This window comes from Bacteroidia bacterium, assembly GCA_019695265.1.
GTDB lineage: Bacteria > Bacteroidota > Bacteroidia > JAIBAJ01 > JAIBAJ01 > JAIBAJ01.
On sequence record JAIBAJ010000001.1, the window covers coordinates 87,073 to 104,376 of the forward strand.

The following is a 17,304-nucleotide window of genomic DNA, read 5'->3' on the forward strand; positions in this document are numbered from 1 at the left end:
CCTACCTTTCAAAAAAACTAAAGTTCACCTTTCCGTAATTTCTATGCTCCCGAAAATTGGGATGTTTAGAAAAATCAACCCGGCCGGGATGCTCCAATAGCAGGATTCCTCCTTCTGATAACAAGTTTGTAGAAAATAGTGCATCCGGTATACTATCCAACTTTTCCAAATCATATGGAGGATCACAAAAAATCAAATCAAAACTACCCGAATACGTTTTAATAAAACCAAACACATCTGCTTTGTTGGCCGACAAACCTTGTATTGCCAATTTCTCCGCGGTTTCTTTGATGAATCGTATGCAACCAAAATCTTTATCTACCGCCACCACTTTTGGGCAACCCCTGCTGCTGAATTCAAACGATATGCTACCGGTACCGGCAAACAAATCCAAAACCTTACACTCTTCAAAATCTATGCGATTGCTCAGGATATTGAACAATGCTGTTTTGGCAAAATCGGTGGTAGGCCTAACAGGCAAACCCTTTGGTGGATGAAGAATCCTACCCTTCAATTGTCCGGCTATGATGCGCAATGATATAAGGAATAAAGAGTTGAATAACGGTATTGGGCCGACCCACTTAAGGCTTGTGCTAAGGAATAACCTTGGTACTTTTCTTGGATTTCGACCTGGAATATATACTTCCTCATTAGTGTTAATAGTTCACCGCCAGGCTCAATTTCACCAGACACTAATGCGTGAACCTTTAGCGGATCCAACTGGTTTTGCTGTATCGCAAATAATATAAAATAAACAGCCTCCTCTATCGAACGAAATGGGAATATATTGTAAAAAACCAAGGAAGAAGAATCAAAGATGGCTAAAAAAACATAGGCATCCAACACTGCCATCCGAATGCTGCATCCATCCAATCGTGCTTGTTGCAAAAACACTTGAGAAACGGAAAACTTATTAGGCGACTTTTGGGCTGCCCACTTAACCAATTCATTCGGAATGGCTTGAATAATTTCGGCATCCATTCCCGGCACCGGAAACTTTTGCAAACCTTCGTCGGGTTTGGCAGAAAAATGATGCTTTGTTAAACTCAAGGCATCTATTTCACGAGCAAAAACGGATGGGACCAGCAAGGACTTTTCTGAACAAAAGGCAATTTTGATAGAATCATAGGACAAGCCTAACCAAGCCTCTTCCTTTTCCAAAACCCTCAGCAATTCAGGAAAATCATAAAATTGATGAATTCCGGAACTATACTCCTTTACACCCAGGTAACAAAGTCTGGATTTATCCAATACGGCCAATTGCACCCGACTTGGGCATATTAATACCGACAAGTGGTAAGCACTTGCAGCCGCAGCAGTATAAGATTGATCTACGGCCTCATATAACAGATTACATGCAATTCTGGATTCCAAGGTCTCACAAAGGTAATACCGATTGATTATGTAGTATCGACCAAAAATTTAAGCTAGTCAAAAACAATGGAAGCCATATTGGATTAGCCAATAGGGCAGTTACTTAATGAACATGGGTATAACAGAAAAAACCAACAAGCCAAGCTAAACCATTACCAGCCAGCTTAGATTAGAAGCTAATGGTAATAAATCCGCTGGTTTGCAAAGGCGCAGTTGGAACATTATCGAACTTCACACTCTCAGCGGCTTGCTTGGCTTTGGTATACAAGTAGTTACTGGTGGTAGTAGAACCGGCTGCTCCAGGTTCTGCTTTCATTACATTACCATACTTATCTATAGTAATTGCAACCACCACAACCCCTGTTTCTTGCGTGCCGTTGGTAATCTTTGGAGGCGTTTTGATAGTTCTGCCTGCCATCACATATTTTACAGAATACGTACCGGCCTGTACCGTTTTTTCTTCAGCGTTTCCGGAAGAAGTAGATACAGTATTGCTTGAAACAGGTTCATCTAAATTAATTAATTTGATACTACCCAATGGCCAGGAATTGATGGTACCATTGATCATAAACTTGGCCTCATCGTTGGCAACTGATACCAATCGACCTTTTTTTACTTCTCCTGATTTAAGAGTTACCGAATGCTGGGCTATTGCAAATACCGGGGCAAACAGGGAAACAAGTACACTTAACTTTCTCATCATTTTATTTTCTCAAAAATAGGCTTTGAACCAGATAAAAATAAAACAGTCCGGTGAAGAAGTATCAACCGGACTGTGTTTATTTAGCTTTTACGCTGGAACTATCCATTCATGGAAATTAAGAATTCTTCGTTGGAACGAGAATCTTTTATCCGATCCCTTACAAATTCCATTGCTTCCAATGGTGTCATATCTGACAAATGGTTTCGCAATACCCAAATTTTTTGCAGCATTTCCTTACCCACTAATAAATCATCGCGGCGTGTGCTAGACGATACAATATCAATTGCAGGGTAAATACGTTTGTTGGAGATTCGACGATCCAATTGTAATTCCATGTTACCGGTACCTTTAAACTCTTCAAAAATTACCTCATCCATTTTAGAACCGGTATCAATCAAGGCGGTAGCGATGATGGTTAAGGAACCACCGTTTTCAATTTTTCGGGCCGACCCAAAAAAACGTTTAGGCTTTTGAAGTGCATTAGCCTCCACCCCACCCGATAATACTTTTCCGGAAGCCGGAGCTACGGTGTTGTATGCACGAGCCAATCGAGTGATACTGTCGAGCAAAATCACCACATCGTGGCCCACTTCCACCAAGCGTTTGGCCTTTTCTAATACGATATTGGCAATTTTTACATGCCTATCAGCCGGTTCATCGAAAGTAGAAGATATTACTTCGGCATTCACACTTCTAGCCATATCGGTAACCTCCTCCGGCCTTTCATCAATCAGCAGAATAATTAAATATACTTCCGGATGATTAGCTGCTATAGCATTGGCTACATCCTTCAACAAAACTGTTTTACCGGTTTTTGGCTGAGCCACAATAAGACCTCTTTGGCCTTTTCCAATTGGGGCAAACAAATCCATGATACGGGTACTGATATTTCCCGCAGGTCCGGTTAAATTCAGTTTTTCATCCGGGAACAAAGGAGTTAAAAAATCGAAAGGAACACGATCCCGTACATTTTGTGGTTCGCGTCCATTGATAAATTCTACCTTTATTAACGGGAAGTACTTTTCTCCTTCACGCGGAGGACGCACTGTACCTTGCACGGTGTCCCCAGTTTTTAAGCCAAATAATTTAATCTGGCTTTGACTAACATACACATCATCCGGAGAACTTAAATAATTATAGTCAGAAGAGCGAAGGAAACCATAACCATCCGGCATAATTTCTAAAACCCCTTCAGTTGATACAATACCATCAAAATTATAAAGCAACTCATCAATTTGCTGCTTGCGATCTTTTTGAGGGAAAGCTTGCTGATACGCTGCATTTCTGCCTCCTGCAATAGCTTGAGGATTACCCGAATTTTGTGCAACAGGTTGAGCTTGGCTTGTTGCTCCCTGATTTTGACCTTGATTTTGACCTTGATTATCGTTTCTGTCGTACCGTTGACGAGGATACCTTTCTCTGCGTTGATACCCTTGACCCTCTGCAGATGCCGGAACTTCCGGAGCAACTGCCGGTTTCTCTTCAACACCTTCAGCGCTTGGAGAAACAGCATTTTCAACCGGAGTTTTTACCTCTTGCACGGGCTCAACCACCTCTGCCACCGGAGCTTCGGAAACAGGTATAATTTCCACCTCTTCCAATACAGGTTTAGTTGGTTCTTCAGCAAACAAATCCTTAGGCACAACAGGTTCCGGAGTTGATACTGCCGGTTCTGATTTGCGGGGACGTTTTGCCTTTGACTTTGCAACTTCTTCGGCTACCGGAGTCGCAGCCTTTTCCGCTTTTACCGGTTCTGCTTCTGCCTTATGCTTTTTAGGCTGTTTTTTCCATTCATGTATGGCATCGATTAATTCTTGCTTACGCATAATTTCGAAACCTTCTATACCTGATTCTTTGGCAATTTTCTTTAAATCGGCCACCATCATGTTGGCCATAGCATCCAAACTAAAATCCATCCAGAAAAAATATTTTGATTAAAGACACAAAAACTGTGTGGGTAGTGATAAACTAAAGGAATAAGTGAAAAAATTGATTTAGCGACGTGCTAACTGATTCAGCGAATCGGCCGCAATATTACAACAAAATTCTAAACCACAAAATTTCTTTTGGAATATCCACCAAATGCCAAAACATACTACTACCTTTTCTGCATAAGTTCAAATGAAATGGAATGTTAAAGGACTGTTTACAACTTGTCTATTCGCTTTTGAATTCCTTTTCAGAAAGAATAACCGGGCAATTACCCATACTGCCATTTTCAACCTGGTACTAATTCTAACCGTCAGGCTCTTTTTGAACTAAACCAAAATTAGAAGGGCGGTAACCCACATTCACCGGAAAAACATAGACACCATCAACCCGAAAAATCATTTTCATACTATTTAAATTGCTAAAATTCAACAACTTAATCTCAAAAATCCGCCAATTACTTCTTGCTGAGTCGAATCAGTTTTCAATTCCCAGGATTTCTCTAATTTCGCTGCATGATTCAAAGGATTCAAAGCATCTTTTTAGGCATTGCCGCCCTTTTCTTACTTTCTACCGTTTTTTTACCTGTTGCTGATATGATTCGAGATGGTCAAACCATGGGTATTATGTTGTCGGGGTTGGTTGACGAAGAAACCGGCCTCTTTGAACAAAACCTTTGGCAACCAACCCTCTGCTTTCTGTCTGCATTTTTGGCCATAGCAACCATTTTTATGTATACGGATCGCGATCGTCAAATGCGAATTACCAAACTAAACCTGGTTCTGGCTTTCATTTTATCAATTACTACCCCCCTGATGGCCAGAATGGAAATTTTAAAAGATACTGATTTAGTCGTATTTAAATTTCCGGTGGTTTTCCCGGCAGTGGCAGTCATTTTATTGTATTTAGCTTTAAGAGCTATAAAAAAGGATGATGATCTAGTTAAATCAGCCGATCGCTTGAGATAATTATTACCCGTGCGTATTCTCCAAATTTGTTCCAAACCACCTTATCCGGCAGTTGATGGTGGTTGTGTTACTTCCATCTCCCTTGCAAATTCCCTTTTAGGCAATGGACATTCGCTTAAACTGTTTTGCCTATCAACCTTTAAACACCCTTACCTGCCTGAACAATTTCCACCTCAGTTTTTAACTGAAACAGATTTAGAATGTGTTCCGGTTGAAATTGAGGTAAAAATTTTCCCGGCTCTGCTAAGTCTATTTGATAGCGGAAGTTACAATGTTGACCGTTTCTTTTCACCACTGGCCGACCAAACACTGATTCGGATTATTACTGAAGAAAATTTTGATTGCATAATTCTGGATGGACTTTATTCATCGGTTTACCTGCAAGGTTTGCAATATTATTCCAAGGCAAAAATTATTCTGCGTCAGCACAACATCGAATTTATGGTGTGGAAGACCCTTGCAGAAAAAGAAAAAAACCCAGTTAAAAAGTACTTTTTCCAGCACTTGTCTCAAAAGCTTGAAAAATACGAACATTCCATCCTCAAGGAGGTAGATGCCGTTATAGGAATCTCAAAGGAAGAAACGGATGTTTTCCATTCTTTAACCGAAAAACCTTGTTATTGGATTCCTACCGGCATGAAAACCGGAAAACATTTGCCCAACTACAACCAAGTAGCTTGCCAATTTGTTGGAAGCATGGATTGGACACCCAATAGCGAAGGCGTGTTGTGGTTTTTAAACGAAATATGGCCATTGCTCTTGGCAAAACTACCTCAAGCTCAGTTTTTTTTGGCGGGAAGAAGCATGCCCTCAGCCATTCAAAACATCGACTTACCCGGATTTGAAAAACTGGGTTACGTTGAAAACCTGGATGAATTTTGGAGAAAATCGGGAGTTTTAGTTGCGCCTTTGTTATCGGGGGGAGGTTTAAAAATTAAGATTATCGAAGCCATGATGCATGGCTTGGCAGTTGTTACAACACCACACGGGGCTGAAGGATTGCCCGGTTTACCCGGAAAAGATTACTTAGTTGCTGAAAATGCAAAGGATTTTGTGGAAATTTTGTCAAGGCTTTTGCCCGATGTTACTCAAAAAGAAACACTTGGAAAAAATGCTCGATGTTTGGCCCAACAGCATTTTGGAGAAAAAGAAATAGGCGACAAATGGAACCGAGTGGTACTCGAAACTTGTTACAACACCCCCACCGGTTAACAACCCAAGATTGCTTTCTTGCAGGATTTTTGGGGCTTGTCCGGGTAGGGATAGGAGTGGATAGCCCACAGCCCCAAACACTTTTGGGGCGAGGACTAGGAACGGATAGCCCGGGCCTGAGCCAATAAAAACTAGTAACCATCTGTTAACCCTATGCGAAGGCACCCGCATAAAAACTTGAACTGAAATTTTACTCCTGCTTTGTACAAATCCTTTCACGAAAGCGAAACCAAACTATTCCCTGTTTCCTTCATTATTTCTATCTTTGCCCCTAATGGAAACTACCGTTTACCAACCCCAACATAAAATCCGTATTGTTACTGCGGCATCTTTGTTTGATGGCCACGATGCAGCAATTAACATTATGCGCAGAATTATCCAAAGTAGTGGAGCTGAAGTGATACACCTGGGCCACGATCGTTCGGTGAAAGAAATTGTTGATTGCGCTATTCAGGAAGATGTGCAGGCGATTGCTATTACCAGTTATCAAGGCGGACACGTTGAATTTTTCAAATACATGTACGACCTCTTGCAAGAACGAGGTGCCGGACAAATTAAAATCTTTGGAGGTGGTGGTGGCACCATACTTCCAACCGAAATTGAAGAACTGCATCGTTACGGAATTACCCGAATTTACTCACCCGACGACGGACGTTCGCTAGGCTTGCAGGGAATGATTAACGATTTGCTTAAAACCTGCGATTTCCCAACCGGTTTTAACCTAAACGGGGAAGTAAAACACCTGGCAGAAAAGGATATTAAATCCATCGCTAAACTTATTTCAGCAGCCGAAAACAACCACAATGAATTTGACCAAGTTTTCAAAGCCGGAACCGATAAAAAAGTTGCCGTATTAGGAATTACTGGTACCGGTGGAGCCGGAAAATCTTCATTGGTAGATGAATTGGTAAGACGTTATTTGCTCGATTTCAAGGATAAAACCATTGCCATTATTTCGGTGGATCCCTCGAAACGAAAAACAGGTGGAGCACTACTGGGAGACCGAATCCGGATGAATGCCATTAACAACGACCGGGTTTATATGCGTTCCCTGGCAACCCGTCAAAGTAATCTGGCCCTTTCAAAATATGTAAAAGATGCCGTTGAAATTGTGAAGGCCGCCGGTTTTGACTTGGTGGTACTTGAAACATCAGGAATTGGTCAAAGTGATACTGAAATTCTAGAACATAGCGACGTGTCATTGTACGTTATGACTCCCGAATATGGTGCTGCTACCCAACTTGAAAAGATTGATATGTTGGACTTTGCCGATGTAATTGCTTTAAACAAATTCGACAAACGCGGCGCCCTGGATGCCCTGCGCGACGTGAAAAAGCAATATAAACGTAACCACCAGCTCTGGGAAACCCCCGACGACGATTTGCCGGTTTTTGGAACCATTGCTTCCCAATTTAACGACCCGGGAATGAATCGTTTGTATGTGGCTATTATGCAAACCATTGCGAAAAAAACCGGTCTTAATTTCCCTTCCAACTTCCACATCACCAACGAGATGTCGGAAAAAGTGTATATCATCCCCCCCAGCAGAACCCGTTACCTCAGCGAAATTTCAGAAACAAATCGAAACTACGACCAATGGGTAAAGGATCAAGTAGAAATTCAACACCAGCTTGAAGGTTTGGAAACCGCCCAAAAATTAGTACATTCTGCTGAAGCCAAACTAGCCCTCGATCAAGCTTTTGAAGCACTTTCCCGACAATTCGACCCCCAAAATAAACACCTCATTGACGAACTGCCTAAAAAGATTGAAAACTACCGCAATGAATTTTTTGTCTTTAAGGTTAGAGACAAAGAATTAAAGGTAAAAACCCATTCAGAAAGTTTATCTCACCTTCAAATACCAAAGGTTGCTACACCAAAATTCCGCTCCAAAGCCGATCAATTGAATTGGGTTTTGCAAGAGAATTTCCCTGGCGAATTTCCTTATACTGCCGGGGTTTTCCCCTTTAAACGTGAAGGAGAAGACCCTACCCGAATGTTTGCCGGTGAAGGTGGACCAGAACGAACCAATAAACGTTTCCATTATGTTTCCAAAGGTCTTCCTGCCAAACGACTTTCAACGGCTTTTGATTCGGTTACTTTGTATGGGCAAGATCCGGACTACCGCCCGGACATCTACGGAAAAATAGGCAATTCCGGGGTTTCCATTTGCTGCCTCGATGATGCAAAAAAACTTTACTCCGGCTTCAACCTGGCCGACCCCCGAACCTCTGTTTCCATGACCATCAATGGTCCGGCTGCCATTCTTACTGCCTATTTTATGAATGCTGCCATTGACCAACAATGCGAAATTTATATCAGGCAAAATGGATTAGAGCAAGAAGTTGAAGCTACCATACAAGCCATTTACCAAGGCAAACCCAGACCAAAATACCAAGGCGAAATTCCGGATGGCAATGATGGACTAGGTTTGATGTTACTAGGTGTTACCGGCGACCAGGTTTTACCAAAAGAAGTTTATGAAAAAATAAAAATCGATACCCTGGCCGCTGTTCGGGGCACCGTTCAAGCTGACATTCTAAAAGAAGATCAGGCACAAAATACCTGCATTTTCAGTACTGAATTTTCGCTTCGGGTAATGGGTGACGTACAGGATTATTTTATCCGAAACAACGTTAGAAACTTCTATTCCGTTAGTATTTCAGGTTACCACATTGCCGAAGCCGGAGCCAACCCTATTTCCCAATTGGCCTTTACCTTGGCCAATGGATTTACCTACGTTGAATACTACCTCAGCCGAGGTATGGATGTAAACAAATTCGCTCCCAACCTTTCCTTCTTTTTCAGCAATGGAATCGATCCTGAATACTCCGTTATCGGAAGGGTAGCACGCCGTATTTGGGCAAAAGCTATGAAATTGAAATACAAGGCAAACGAGCGCAGCCAAATGTTGAAATACCACATCCAAACCAGCGGCCGCAGTCTGCATGCTCAAGAAATCGATTTTAACGACATCCGAACCACCTTGCAAGCCTTGTATGCCATTTACGACAACTGTAACTCCTTGCATACCAATGCCTACGATGAAGCCATTACCACCCCTACCGAAGCTTCCGTTCGTCGCGCCATGGCCATTCAGTTGATTATAAACCGGGAATTGGGATTGGCAAAAAATGAAAATCCGTTGCAGGGTTCCTTTATTATTGAAGAGTTAACCGATCTAGTAGAAGAGGCAGTGTTAGCCGAATTCGATCGGATTACCGAACGCGGTGGTGTACTCGGCGCTATGGAAACCATGTACCAGCGCGGCAAAATTCAGGAGGAATCCTTGTACTATGAAACCCTGAAACATACAGGAGAATTTCCCATCATCGGAGTAAACACGTTTTTATCTTCTCAAGGTTCGCCAACCATCATTCCAAACGAGGTTATCCGTGCCACCGAAGAGGAGAAAAAATACCAAATTTCAATGCTGGAAAATCTTCACCAAATGCAGGCTATTCAAGCAAAACAAGGATTGGAAAGTTTGCAAAAAACAGCCGTTCAAAACCAAAATATTTTCGAAAACCTCATGGAAACCGCTAAATATTGTTCCCTTGGACAAATTACACAGAGCCTATTTCAGGTTGGTGGACAATACCGTCGAAATATGTAATTTTAAAGTTGAAGGATATTTTTAGGAAACAAACGTATGCTGCCCGAACTATCACCTGCCCCGCTATTCACTGCAATGCCAGCCTGCCCTTTAAGCCATGGCTTTGGCATTTCCGTTGCTATCGGGTTTAGTTTAGCAGGTTCATCTTTTAATCAATCTTGGGTTGGCGGGGTATCCATCTAACGCTCAAAAACATCTTCCATGTCGATTCTAACACAGAACATTACCAAAGTTTATGGAACCCAAAAAGCCTTAAACAATGTCAGTTTTGAAGTTCCTGCAGGACAAATTGTTGGTTTCCTAGGCCCCAATGGTGCCGGAAAATCAACTATGATGAAAATCCTGACCTGCTACATCCCACAAACAGAAGGCAAGGCAGAAGTATGCGGATTTGATGTTGCCGAAAATCCGCTCGAAGTCAAAAAACAGGTCGGATACCTTCCCGAACACAATCCGCTATACCTGGAAATGTATGTAAAGGAATACCTGGCTTTTTGCGCTTCTATTCATGGCTTGGGTAAACAGTCCGACAAACTTGCCAAGGAAATGATTGAAAAAACCGGCCTTGGTCCTGAACAACATAAAATAATTGGCACACTATCCAAGGGTTATCGCCAACGGGTTGGCTTGGCTCAAGCTATGATTCACAACCCCAAAGTTCTTATACTCGACGAACCCACCTCCGGCTTAGACCCCAATCAGTTGGTTGATATACGTAATCTCATCCTTCAATTAGGGAAAGAAAAAACCGTTTTACTTTCAACCCATATTATGCAAGAGGTTGAAGCTGTTTGCGACCGGGTAATTATCATCAACAAGGGTAGCATTGTTGCCGACAAACCTATTGGTGAAATTCAACATCAAGGAGGGAAAACAATCGTTTCAGTTGAGTTCGACAAGCCGGTTGCCGATCATGTATTAAAAGGAATAAGTGGTGTAATTCAAGTTAAAAACATAGGTAAAAACACGTGGATTCTAGAGGGCAAATCCAACCTGGATCTTCGTCCCGCCATTTTCCAATTTGCAGTTGAAAAAGGACTCGCAGTTTTAACCATGCAAAAGGAAGAACAAAGTTTAGAAGAAACCTTCCAAAAACTTACTAAAGGTTCCTAATTTCAACTTTCCATAAGCAAATAGGAAGTGAATCGGATAAGTGATTCAACTTCCTATTTCTTTTTGCGTTGCTTCATATAATTTTGAACCGCAGCTTTGCTGGTAAGCCAATTTCTGCCTTCTTTGTAAGCATCAATTTTTCCGGTTCGGGCCAACAAACTGATATATTCCGAACTGTATGGTAATTTTTCTTCTTTAACCAAATTAGTTATTTCAAGGTATTCCTGATCATAACCTTCGGTAGGAAAAGAATTCAAGTATATGTTTAACGATCGCTCTTGAGCCTGAAGTACCAACAACAACAACTTGGAATAATTACCCTGATTAGCCTGATTTAGCGCCTCGTAATATTTCTTTCGGTCATTTTTCAAAATTATTGCCGGAGGATAACCTTCCTTCATCAGCAATAAATTCATCAGTAGGCGAACCGTACGTCCATTTCCATCAAAAAAAGGATGAATATGTACAAAGCGATGGTGAAATACAGCAGCCAACGCCAATACATTCAATTCCATCGGATTGGAATTAACCCATTCCAGGAGAGCTTCCATCAATACTGGTACTTTGAGTGCATTAGGAGGAACAAAATTAGCACCGGTAATACGCACCCCTCCATTCCGATATCTACCGGCAAAGTCTTTCTCTATGTTTTGTAAAACCAAGGAATGAATTTTCAATACATCCTTTTCTGAAAGCGTATAAGCTGGTGTAATAGTTTCATGAAGATAGGCAATGGCATTGTGATGGTTAGTAGCTTCAAAATGCTCACGCATACTTTTGCCTTTAACAGTCATACCATCCTGTAATACAATTTTTGTTTCTTGCAACGTAAGGGTATTTCCTTCGATACTATTCGAGTTATAAGTCCATTCCAACTGAAGCTCTTCTTTAACTTTCTCCAATACGGAAGCAGGCAAAGGCCGTTTGTTTCGAATCAGATTGCGCTTACTTTCCAACCGATCGAAGTATTCCTTTAACGGATCTAATGTTGCCCTATCAAAATTCCATTCCACCCCACAAAAATATCGTTTATTTTCGGATTTATACCTATCCGATATATTTTTCATCACATTTTATGATTCTACTACCATTACTTGGCATTTTAATTATCCTCATCCAAGAGTTTTCCTGGCTCCTAAACCGCCCTCAAATAGTTTTGTTTTGGGACTTATAGAAACATCCATACCAAATCATTCTTAACTTATCTGTTTTACTTGTTCGTTTCACCTTATTTATAACCTCCTAATCTACCAATCTTGGTATCAATTATTTTCTAAGTTTGCTTCATGCGTTACCTCCTGTTATTTACCTTTTTGCCTATTTTGGGCTTGGCACAACCTTGCCGATTTCTTTCCCAAGTTTTTCCTACAATTTCAAAAACATCGGATGTTGTTTATGCCAATGCACCGGCGATTCCCGCTGTTTACGTAAGCGAAAATGTTACCACTAACCAGGATCAAACCATGGATATTTGGTTTCCGGTGGGAGATACTATGGCAAAACGCCCGGTTATTTTATTTGCACATGGTGGTGGATTTATTAGCGGTTCCAAAGACAACGATGACATGCAATATTTAGCTGACACCTTTGCTCATTATGGATATGTGACTGCTTCCATGAACTATAGAATAAATTTGAATGCTGCCAGCACCTCCAGTGTAGACCGTGCCATTTGGCGTGCTACTCAGGATGGTAGTGCGGCAATTAGGTATTTAAAGGAAAATGCCAATACGTATGGCATTGACACCAATCATATATTTATGTGGGGTAGCAGTGCTGGTACATTTTTGAGCTTATCACTGATGTATTGTAGCGATCAGGAAAGACCATCCAGCGCAAACAGTGGCTTCTTACAACCCGATTTAGGATGCAAGGATTGTGTAGGCAATAATTACCATCATCGTGGCAGACCGGATGCCTTGGTAGGATGCTGGGGTGCCATTGCCGATACCTCTTGGATTAGTCCGGCGGAATATAAACCCACCATTATGTTTCATGGCGATATTGATCCGGTGGTTCCTTACTCGGAAGGTTATCCATTTTCAGCATTATTTACTGCACCATGGGTTTTCGGATCTCAACGAATGGATCAACGCCTCAATCATCTTAACCTCAACCATGAATTTTATATCGGCACCAACCAATTACACGAATACTGGGGAGTAGTAAACGGCATATTTCCTCCCGGACCAGTAACAGACCCCGACTACCCGGATATTATTCAAAAATCAGCCTTGTTTCTATACCAGGTTCTTGGAGAACCCGGCTGCTCCGCCGTTGGAATCAATATCTCTGAGCAAGAAAAGTGCTATGCCTTTTACTCAGAAGGTGAAATTCATATCAATTGTCCCAAGAACCAAATACTTAAATTGTACAACTTAGATGGAAAACTAATACAATCCTTTCAACTTAATAAGGGTTTAAATTCACAAAAAACTCAACTTCCATCCGGATTATACATTTTAAGGGGGGATTTCGAACTTATAAAGCTTAATATTCAAGATTAGTCTAAAAAGTCTCGTTTAGCAAAGGTTTGGGTATAATTTTGGAGATAATGAAAATCCCCTCAACCCTTTGGATGGCTATTCTAGGCCTTAGCTGCATTGGCCTTGCCTCTTGCAAAAAAACCGATGAAATAACCAATGATTTGGTAGAAGAATATATTTTAGATGGATTCTACCAAAAAGGCGACCCTGCCGATGGTGGCCTAATCTTTGAAATTGATGGAAATACAGGCTATTTTACCGATTTTGGTGATAGCTACTTAGGAAACAATCCCAGCTTAATAAAAGTTGGCGATGTATATTTGAAAAACATCACCAAAATTGGCACTAACAAATGGAAAGCCGATCATTTGCATGCAGAATATGCAGTGATCAGTATTCCAAATGGCTTTCATTTTGAAGAAACCGAAATCACCTTATCTAAATCGAACGGAATTATCACTTTGGAGTTTTCCAATCCGGACAAATGGGACATGACCTTCACCAAAATTACCGACCCATCCAATGGTGGTGGTGGCGGTGGCGGTGGCGGCGGTGGTTCAACAATTGACACCATACTGGCTCAGGATTTTTCCGGAAATGTGGGGGATCGGATTCCATTTTCTTTTAATTGTCCGGCAGGAACAACTAAACTAACTGTAAAGACAATTGAAACAACTCCCGGATCTTATTTAAACTATGCAGATATGTTCCTGAGACAAGGAAGTACTCCTAACATCAACCACAATCCACCAACTGACTATTCCTATACTTGGACTGCCGATTGTGCCGGAGTTAACCCCAATGCAGATTCAGAAATTTGTGTTTTCTCTAACCCTACTTCCGGAAACTGGTATGGAACCCTTTACGCCTACAATCATTATTTTAACTCCCGGGTTTTGGTCATAGTTGAAAAATAGCCAGAATGGAATAGAACAATTTTACCAATGTTATTTGGAAAATAGTCCAAAAACTAATTTGAAAATTACAGTGGTAAAGGATTAAGCAAATGCTGTTTAGGCTGACAATAGGTATAGGATAAAATTTAAAAAGAAAGCAATTCTTCCAATTTCAACTTAACCTTTTCTGCATTGGGTAACATAGCTTGTTCCAACGTGGAGTTTAATGGTATTGCAGGAAGATTCTCAGCTCCTTGTGTTAGGACGGGGGCGTCTAAACTTCGGAAACAATTTTGTTGAATTCGGGCAGCAATGCTTTGAGCAAAGCTATTATTTACTGCTTCTTCGGTTAGCACCAAACACCTTCCATGTTTCTTTGCAGCCTGGAATATGGCTTCCTCATCGAGTGGATATAAGGTTCGCAAATCGAGCACCTCTACCCTTCCTTCAAATGCTTTTGCAGCATTCATGGCCCAATAAACACCCATGCCATAAGTTATTACCACACAAGTTGTATGAGTGAAGGAAGTATTAGCCTCTTGTACCAACCTTGCTTTGCCAAAAGGTATAACATAATCTTCATCCGGCTCCACAGTTTTTGCTTCTTCAGTACCTTTAATTTTCGACCAATACAATCCTTTATGCTCAAGCATTACAACCGGATTTGGATCATAATATGCAGCTTTCATCAGGCCTTTTAAATCAGCTCCTGTGCTAGGGTAGGCAATTTTAATCCCTCGAATATTGGTTAAAACCGACTCAACACTGGATGAATGGTAAGGACCACCGCTACCATAAGCACCAATCGGTACCCTTATAATACAACTAACCGGCCATTTTCCATCACTCAAATAACACGAACGACTTACTTCCGTAAATAACTGATTCAGTCCAGGCCAAATATAATCTGCAAACTGAACTTCCACAATTGGTTTTAACCCAACAGCACTCATCCCAACGGTACTTCCAATAATAAATGCCTCCTGGATTGGGGTATTAAAAACCCGGTTACTTCCAAACTTTTGAGCTAGTGTAGCAGCTTCCCTAAACACACCTCCTAGTCTCAGCCCAACATCTTGTCCGTATAGTAAACTTTCCGGATGCTTCTCCATTATTTCCTGTACAGCAAAAAGTGCACAATCTACCATCACGGTCTTTTCTTTACCTTGAGGCGACCGCTGTCCCTTCTCACTTACAATTGGTGTTGGAGCAAAATCATGATTAAACAAATCCGCCGGTTGTGGATCCGGAGCTAGCAATGCCTCTGCATAATCTTTTTCAACACGCAATTGGGAAGCCTTTTGGATGGTATCAATTTCGCTGGCCTCAAGTCCGGCAGCAAGTAACTGTCTACGCAACCTGGGCATAGGGTCACGCAAAGCTGATTTTTCTAAATCGTCTCGATACCATTCTTTTCTCACACCACTTGTATGGTGGTTAAGAAGCGGAACTTTTGCATGCACTAAAAAAGGCCTTCTTTCATTCCGAATTAGCCCCATTACTTCTTGTATGGTTTGATAACAGGACGTGAAATCAGTACCATCAATGCTACGAGTTTCTAATCCCTTAAACCCCTTGGCATATTCAGCGGCATTCTGAGCCCGGGTTTCTGTTGCATTGGCACTAATATCCCATTCATTATCTTGCACCAAATACAAAATGGGCAGTTTTTTAAGTACAGCCATTTGGAAGGCTTCGGCCACTTCTCCTTCCGTAACAGAAGCATCGCCAAGCGAACAAACTACCAAAGGATAATTCCCTTCAAAATCAGCTGTTAATCCTTGCAGTTCTTTGTATTGAATACCCATGGCCACTCCGGTGGCCGGAATTGCTTGCATTCCGGTGGCAGAAGATTGCATAGGTATCTTGGGCATGGTATCCCGTTTTAAACTTGGATGAGAATAGTAGGTTCTGCCTCCTGAAAACGGATCGTTTCGCTTAGCCAACAATTGAAGCATAAGCTCATAGGGTGTCATACCTATAGAAAGCAGAATAGAATCGTCGCGGTAATAGGCTGAAAGGTAGTCGTATTTTGTTAATTGCATACCTACTGCTATCTGAATAGCTTCATGTCCACGACTGGTAGCATGCACATATTTAGCTGTAACAGCTGCATTTTTCTCATACAACTCAGCCATAGAATAGGCAGTACACATTAATTCCCAAGCACTTAACAGGGTCTCTGTGGAAACAGCTTGGGCTTTCTTTTCGGAGTATAACACTTCGGCCATCAGGTTAATTCAGGTGGACAAATGTAGGTATTTGGAAATATGCACAAACAAAAAAGGCCGCCCATTCGATGGACAGCCTTTCGATTATTAATCACACATTTATTTATTTAATGGCTTTCGCTATTTTTCCACCAAGGGTTTTTCCCATTTTCTCATAACTTTCTGCCAAACGAGTTCCTGCATCAAAGTCATATCCACTAAACTGGGATCCGGGAGTGTTAAGAGCATCTGCTTCGTAAAGCACATTGGATGGATTGGCTGTTTCTACAATTTTGATATGAAAATCTACATATGCAGGTTGTTTGTATACACCAACATTTACCCCTGGCTCGGTACGAGTTGTTATCAAAATTACAGTGTATTTGGCTTCTGTTGCACCACTTTTTACCACCATTCCGGCTCCGTCTAATTGCTTGTTCATGAGTTCTTCAAAATGAGGTTGATACCTTTGCTCTCGTGCACCTTTCCAGCCTTTTAACCAGGTATCTCCTTTCCCTTTCTCTTTCTTCTCGGCATCTTCGGTTTTCTCCTTAATATACTCTGCTTCGGTTTGTTTCTTACCAACCATCATTCCGTCATAAACATATTGCACGTTAAGAACAGTTTGTCCTTTTAGGAATCCTAAATCACCTTTTAATTCTTTTACTTTTTGTGCTGAGGCCACACCAAAGGCTAAAACGGCGGCCAAACAAAGGGTAGTTATTCTTTTCATAATTATAAATTTTTTCAAAATTATCACAACTACTCTTTCTCGAATAACCATTTTTTTAAAAATA

The 17,304-nt window shown here is 41.3% G+C and carries 13 protein-coding genes; 6 read left to right on the forward strand and 7 right to left on the reverse strand.

What is annotated here, in order from left to right; translation table 11 throughout:
- Position 1 precedes the first annotated feature (1 nt).
- From K1X82_00350 to rho, 4 genes are all read right to left on the reverse strand, one after another.
- The gene (locus K1X82_00350; GenBank protein MBX7180534.1) at positions 2-535 is read right to left on the reverse strand and encodes an RsmD family RNA methyltransferase; all 534 of its coding nucleotides are present in this window, start codon (positions 533-535) and stop codon (positions 2-4) included.
- Complete coding sequence (locus K1X82_00355) at positions 523-1,374, reverse strand: DUF3822 family protein (protein MBX7180535.1); 852 nt, start codon at positions 1,372-1,374, stop codon at positions 523-525. The genes K1X82_00350 and K1X82_00355 overlap by 13 nt, the downstream gene beginning before the upstream one ends.
- 169 nt (positions 1,375-1,543) lie before the next feature.
- Positions 1,544-2,077: a hypothetical protein gene (locus tag K1X82_00360; GenBank protein ID MBX7180536.1), complete on the reverse strand. Its 534-nt coding sequence runs from the start codon at positions 2,075-2,077 to the stop codon at positions 1,544-1,546.
- Between the two features lie 98 nt (positions 2,078-2,175).
- Positions 2,176-3,972, reverse strand: a complete 1,797-nt coding sequence (rho, locus tag K1X82_00365; GenBank protein ID MBX7180537.1) for a transcription termination factor Rho — start codon at positions 3,970-3,972, stop codon at positions 2,176-2,178.
- Between the two features lie 549 nt (positions 3,973-4,521).
- Between rho and K1X82_00370 the strand changes: the two genes are divergently transcribed.
- The 4 genes from K1X82_00370 to gldA all read left to right on the forward strand — a co-directional run bounded on the left by K1X82_00370 (position 4,522) and on the right by gldA (position 10,915).
- Positions 4,522-4,974: a DUF4293 domain-containing protein gene (locus K1X82_00370; protein ID MBX7180538.1), complete on the forward strand. Its 453-nt coding sequence runs from the start codon at positions 4,522-4,524 to the stop codon at positions 4,972-4,974.
- Between the two features lie 9 nt (positions 4,975-4,983).
- Positions 4,984-6,186 carry a glycosyltransferase family 4 protein gene (locus tag K1X82_00375; GenBank protein MBX7180539.1) on the forward strand — a complete coding sequence of 401 codons (1,203 nt, stop codon included), beginning with the start codon at positions 4,984-4,986 and terminating at the stop codon, positions 6,184-6,186.
- A 274-nt stretch (positions 6,187-6,460) separates the two neighbouring features.
- Positions 6,461-9,802: a methylmalonyl-CoA mutase family protein gene (locus K1X82_00380; protein MBX7180540.1), complete on the forward strand. Its 3,342-nt coding sequence runs from the start codon at positions 6,461-6,463 to the stop codon at positions 9,800-9,802.
- Positions 9,803-10,003: 201 nt separating this feature from the next.
- Positions 10,004-10,915, forward strand: a complete 912-nt coding sequence (gldA, locus tag K1X82_00385) for a gliding motility-associated ABC transporter ATP-binding subunit GldA (protein ID MBX7180541.1) — start codon at positions 10,004-10,006, stop codon at positions 10,913-10,915.
- A 53-nt stretch (positions 10,916-10,968) separates the two neighbouring features.
- Here gldA and K1X82_00390 read toward each other — a convergent pair whose 3' ends face one another.
- On the reverse strand, positions 10,969-11,982 hold the full coding sequence (locus K1X82_00390; GenBank protein MBX7180542.1) for a Fic family protein: 1,014 nt from the start codon (positions 11,980-11,982) through the stop codon (positions 10,969-10,971).
- Positions 11,983-12,201: 219 nt separating this feature from the next.
- Between K1X82_00390 and K1X82_00395 the strand changes: the two genes are divergently transcribed.
- Both K1X82_00395 and K1X82_00400 read left to right on the forward strand, forming a co-directional pair.
- Positions 12,202-13,422 carry a carboxylesterase family protein gene (locus K1X82_00395; GenBank protein MBX7180543.1) on the forward strand — a complete coding sequence of 407 codons (1,221 nt, stop codon included), beginning with the start codon at positions 12,202-12,204 and terminating at the stop codon, positions 13,420-13,422.
- Between the two features lie 47 nt (positions 13,423-13,469).
- Complete coding sequence (locus K1X82_00400) at positions 13,470-14,318, forward strand: hypothetical protein (protein MBX7180544.1); 849 nt, start codon at positions 13,470-13,472, stop codon at positions 14,316-14,318.
- Between the two features lie 125 nt (positions 14,319-14,443).
- Here the strand turns inward: K1X82_00400 and K1X82_00405 are convergent, their stop codons facing one another.
- A complete protein-coding gene (locus tag K1X82_00405) occupies positions 14,444-16,528 on the reverse strand; it encodes a tungsten formylmethanofuran dehydrogenase (GenBank protein ID MBX7180545.1) in 2,085 nt (694 codons plus the stop codon).
- A gap of 103 nt (positions 16,529-16,631) precedes the next feature.
- The gene (locus K1X82_00410; GenBank protein ID MBX7180546.1) at positions 16,632-17,240 is read right to left on the reverse strand and encodes a hypothetical protein; all 609 of its coding nucleotides are present in this window, start codon (positions 17,238-17,240) and stop codon (positions 16,632-16,634) included.
- Between the last annotated feature and the right edge of the window lie 64 nt (positions 17,241-17,304).

What these genes read in the sequence shown, in the direction of transcription:
- K1X82_00360 (MBX7180536.1), bottom strand. Translation starts at nt 2,077, where the DNA reads ATGATGAGAAAGTTAAGTGTACTTGTTTCCCTGTTTGCCCCGGTATTT.
- rho (MBX7180537.1), bottom strand. Translation starts at nt 3,972, where the DNA reads ATGGCCAACATGATGGTGGCCGATTTAAAGAAAATTGCCAAAGAATCA.
- K1X82_00370 (MBX7180538.1), top strand. Translation starts at nt 4,522, where the DNA reads ATGATTCAAAGGATTCAAAGCATCTTTTTAGGCATTGCCGCCCTTTTC.
- K1X82_00380 (MBX7180540.1), top strand. Translation starts at nt 6,461, where the DNA reads ATGGAAACTACCGTTTACCAACCCCAACATAAAATCCGTATTGTTACT.
- gldA (MBX7180541.1), top strand. Translation starts at nt 10,004, where the DNA reads ATGTCGATTCTAACACAGAACATTACCAAAGTTTATGGAACCCAAAAA.
- K1X82_00390 (MBX7180542.1), bottom strand. Translation starts at nt 11,982, where the DNA reads ATGAAAAATATATCGGATAGGTATAAATCCGAAAATAAACGATATTTT.
- K1X82_00395 (MBX7180543.1), top strand. Translation starts at nt 12,202, where the DNA reads ATGCGTTACCTCCTGTTATTTACCTTTTTGCCTATTTTGGGCTTGGCA.
- K1X82_00400 (MBX7180544.1), top strand. Translation starts at nt 13,470, where the DNA reads ATGAAAATCCCCTCAACCCTTTGGATGGCTATTCTAGGCCTTAGCTGC.
- K1X82_00405 (MBX7180545.1), bottom strand. Translation starts at nt 16,528, where the DNA reads ATGGCCGAAGTGTTATACTCCGAAAAGAAAGCCCAAGCTGTTTCCACA.
- K1X82_00410 (MBX7180546.1), bottom strand. Translation starts at nt 17,240, where the DNA reads ATGAAAAGAATAACTACCCTTTGTTTGGCCGCCGTTTTAGCCTTTGGT.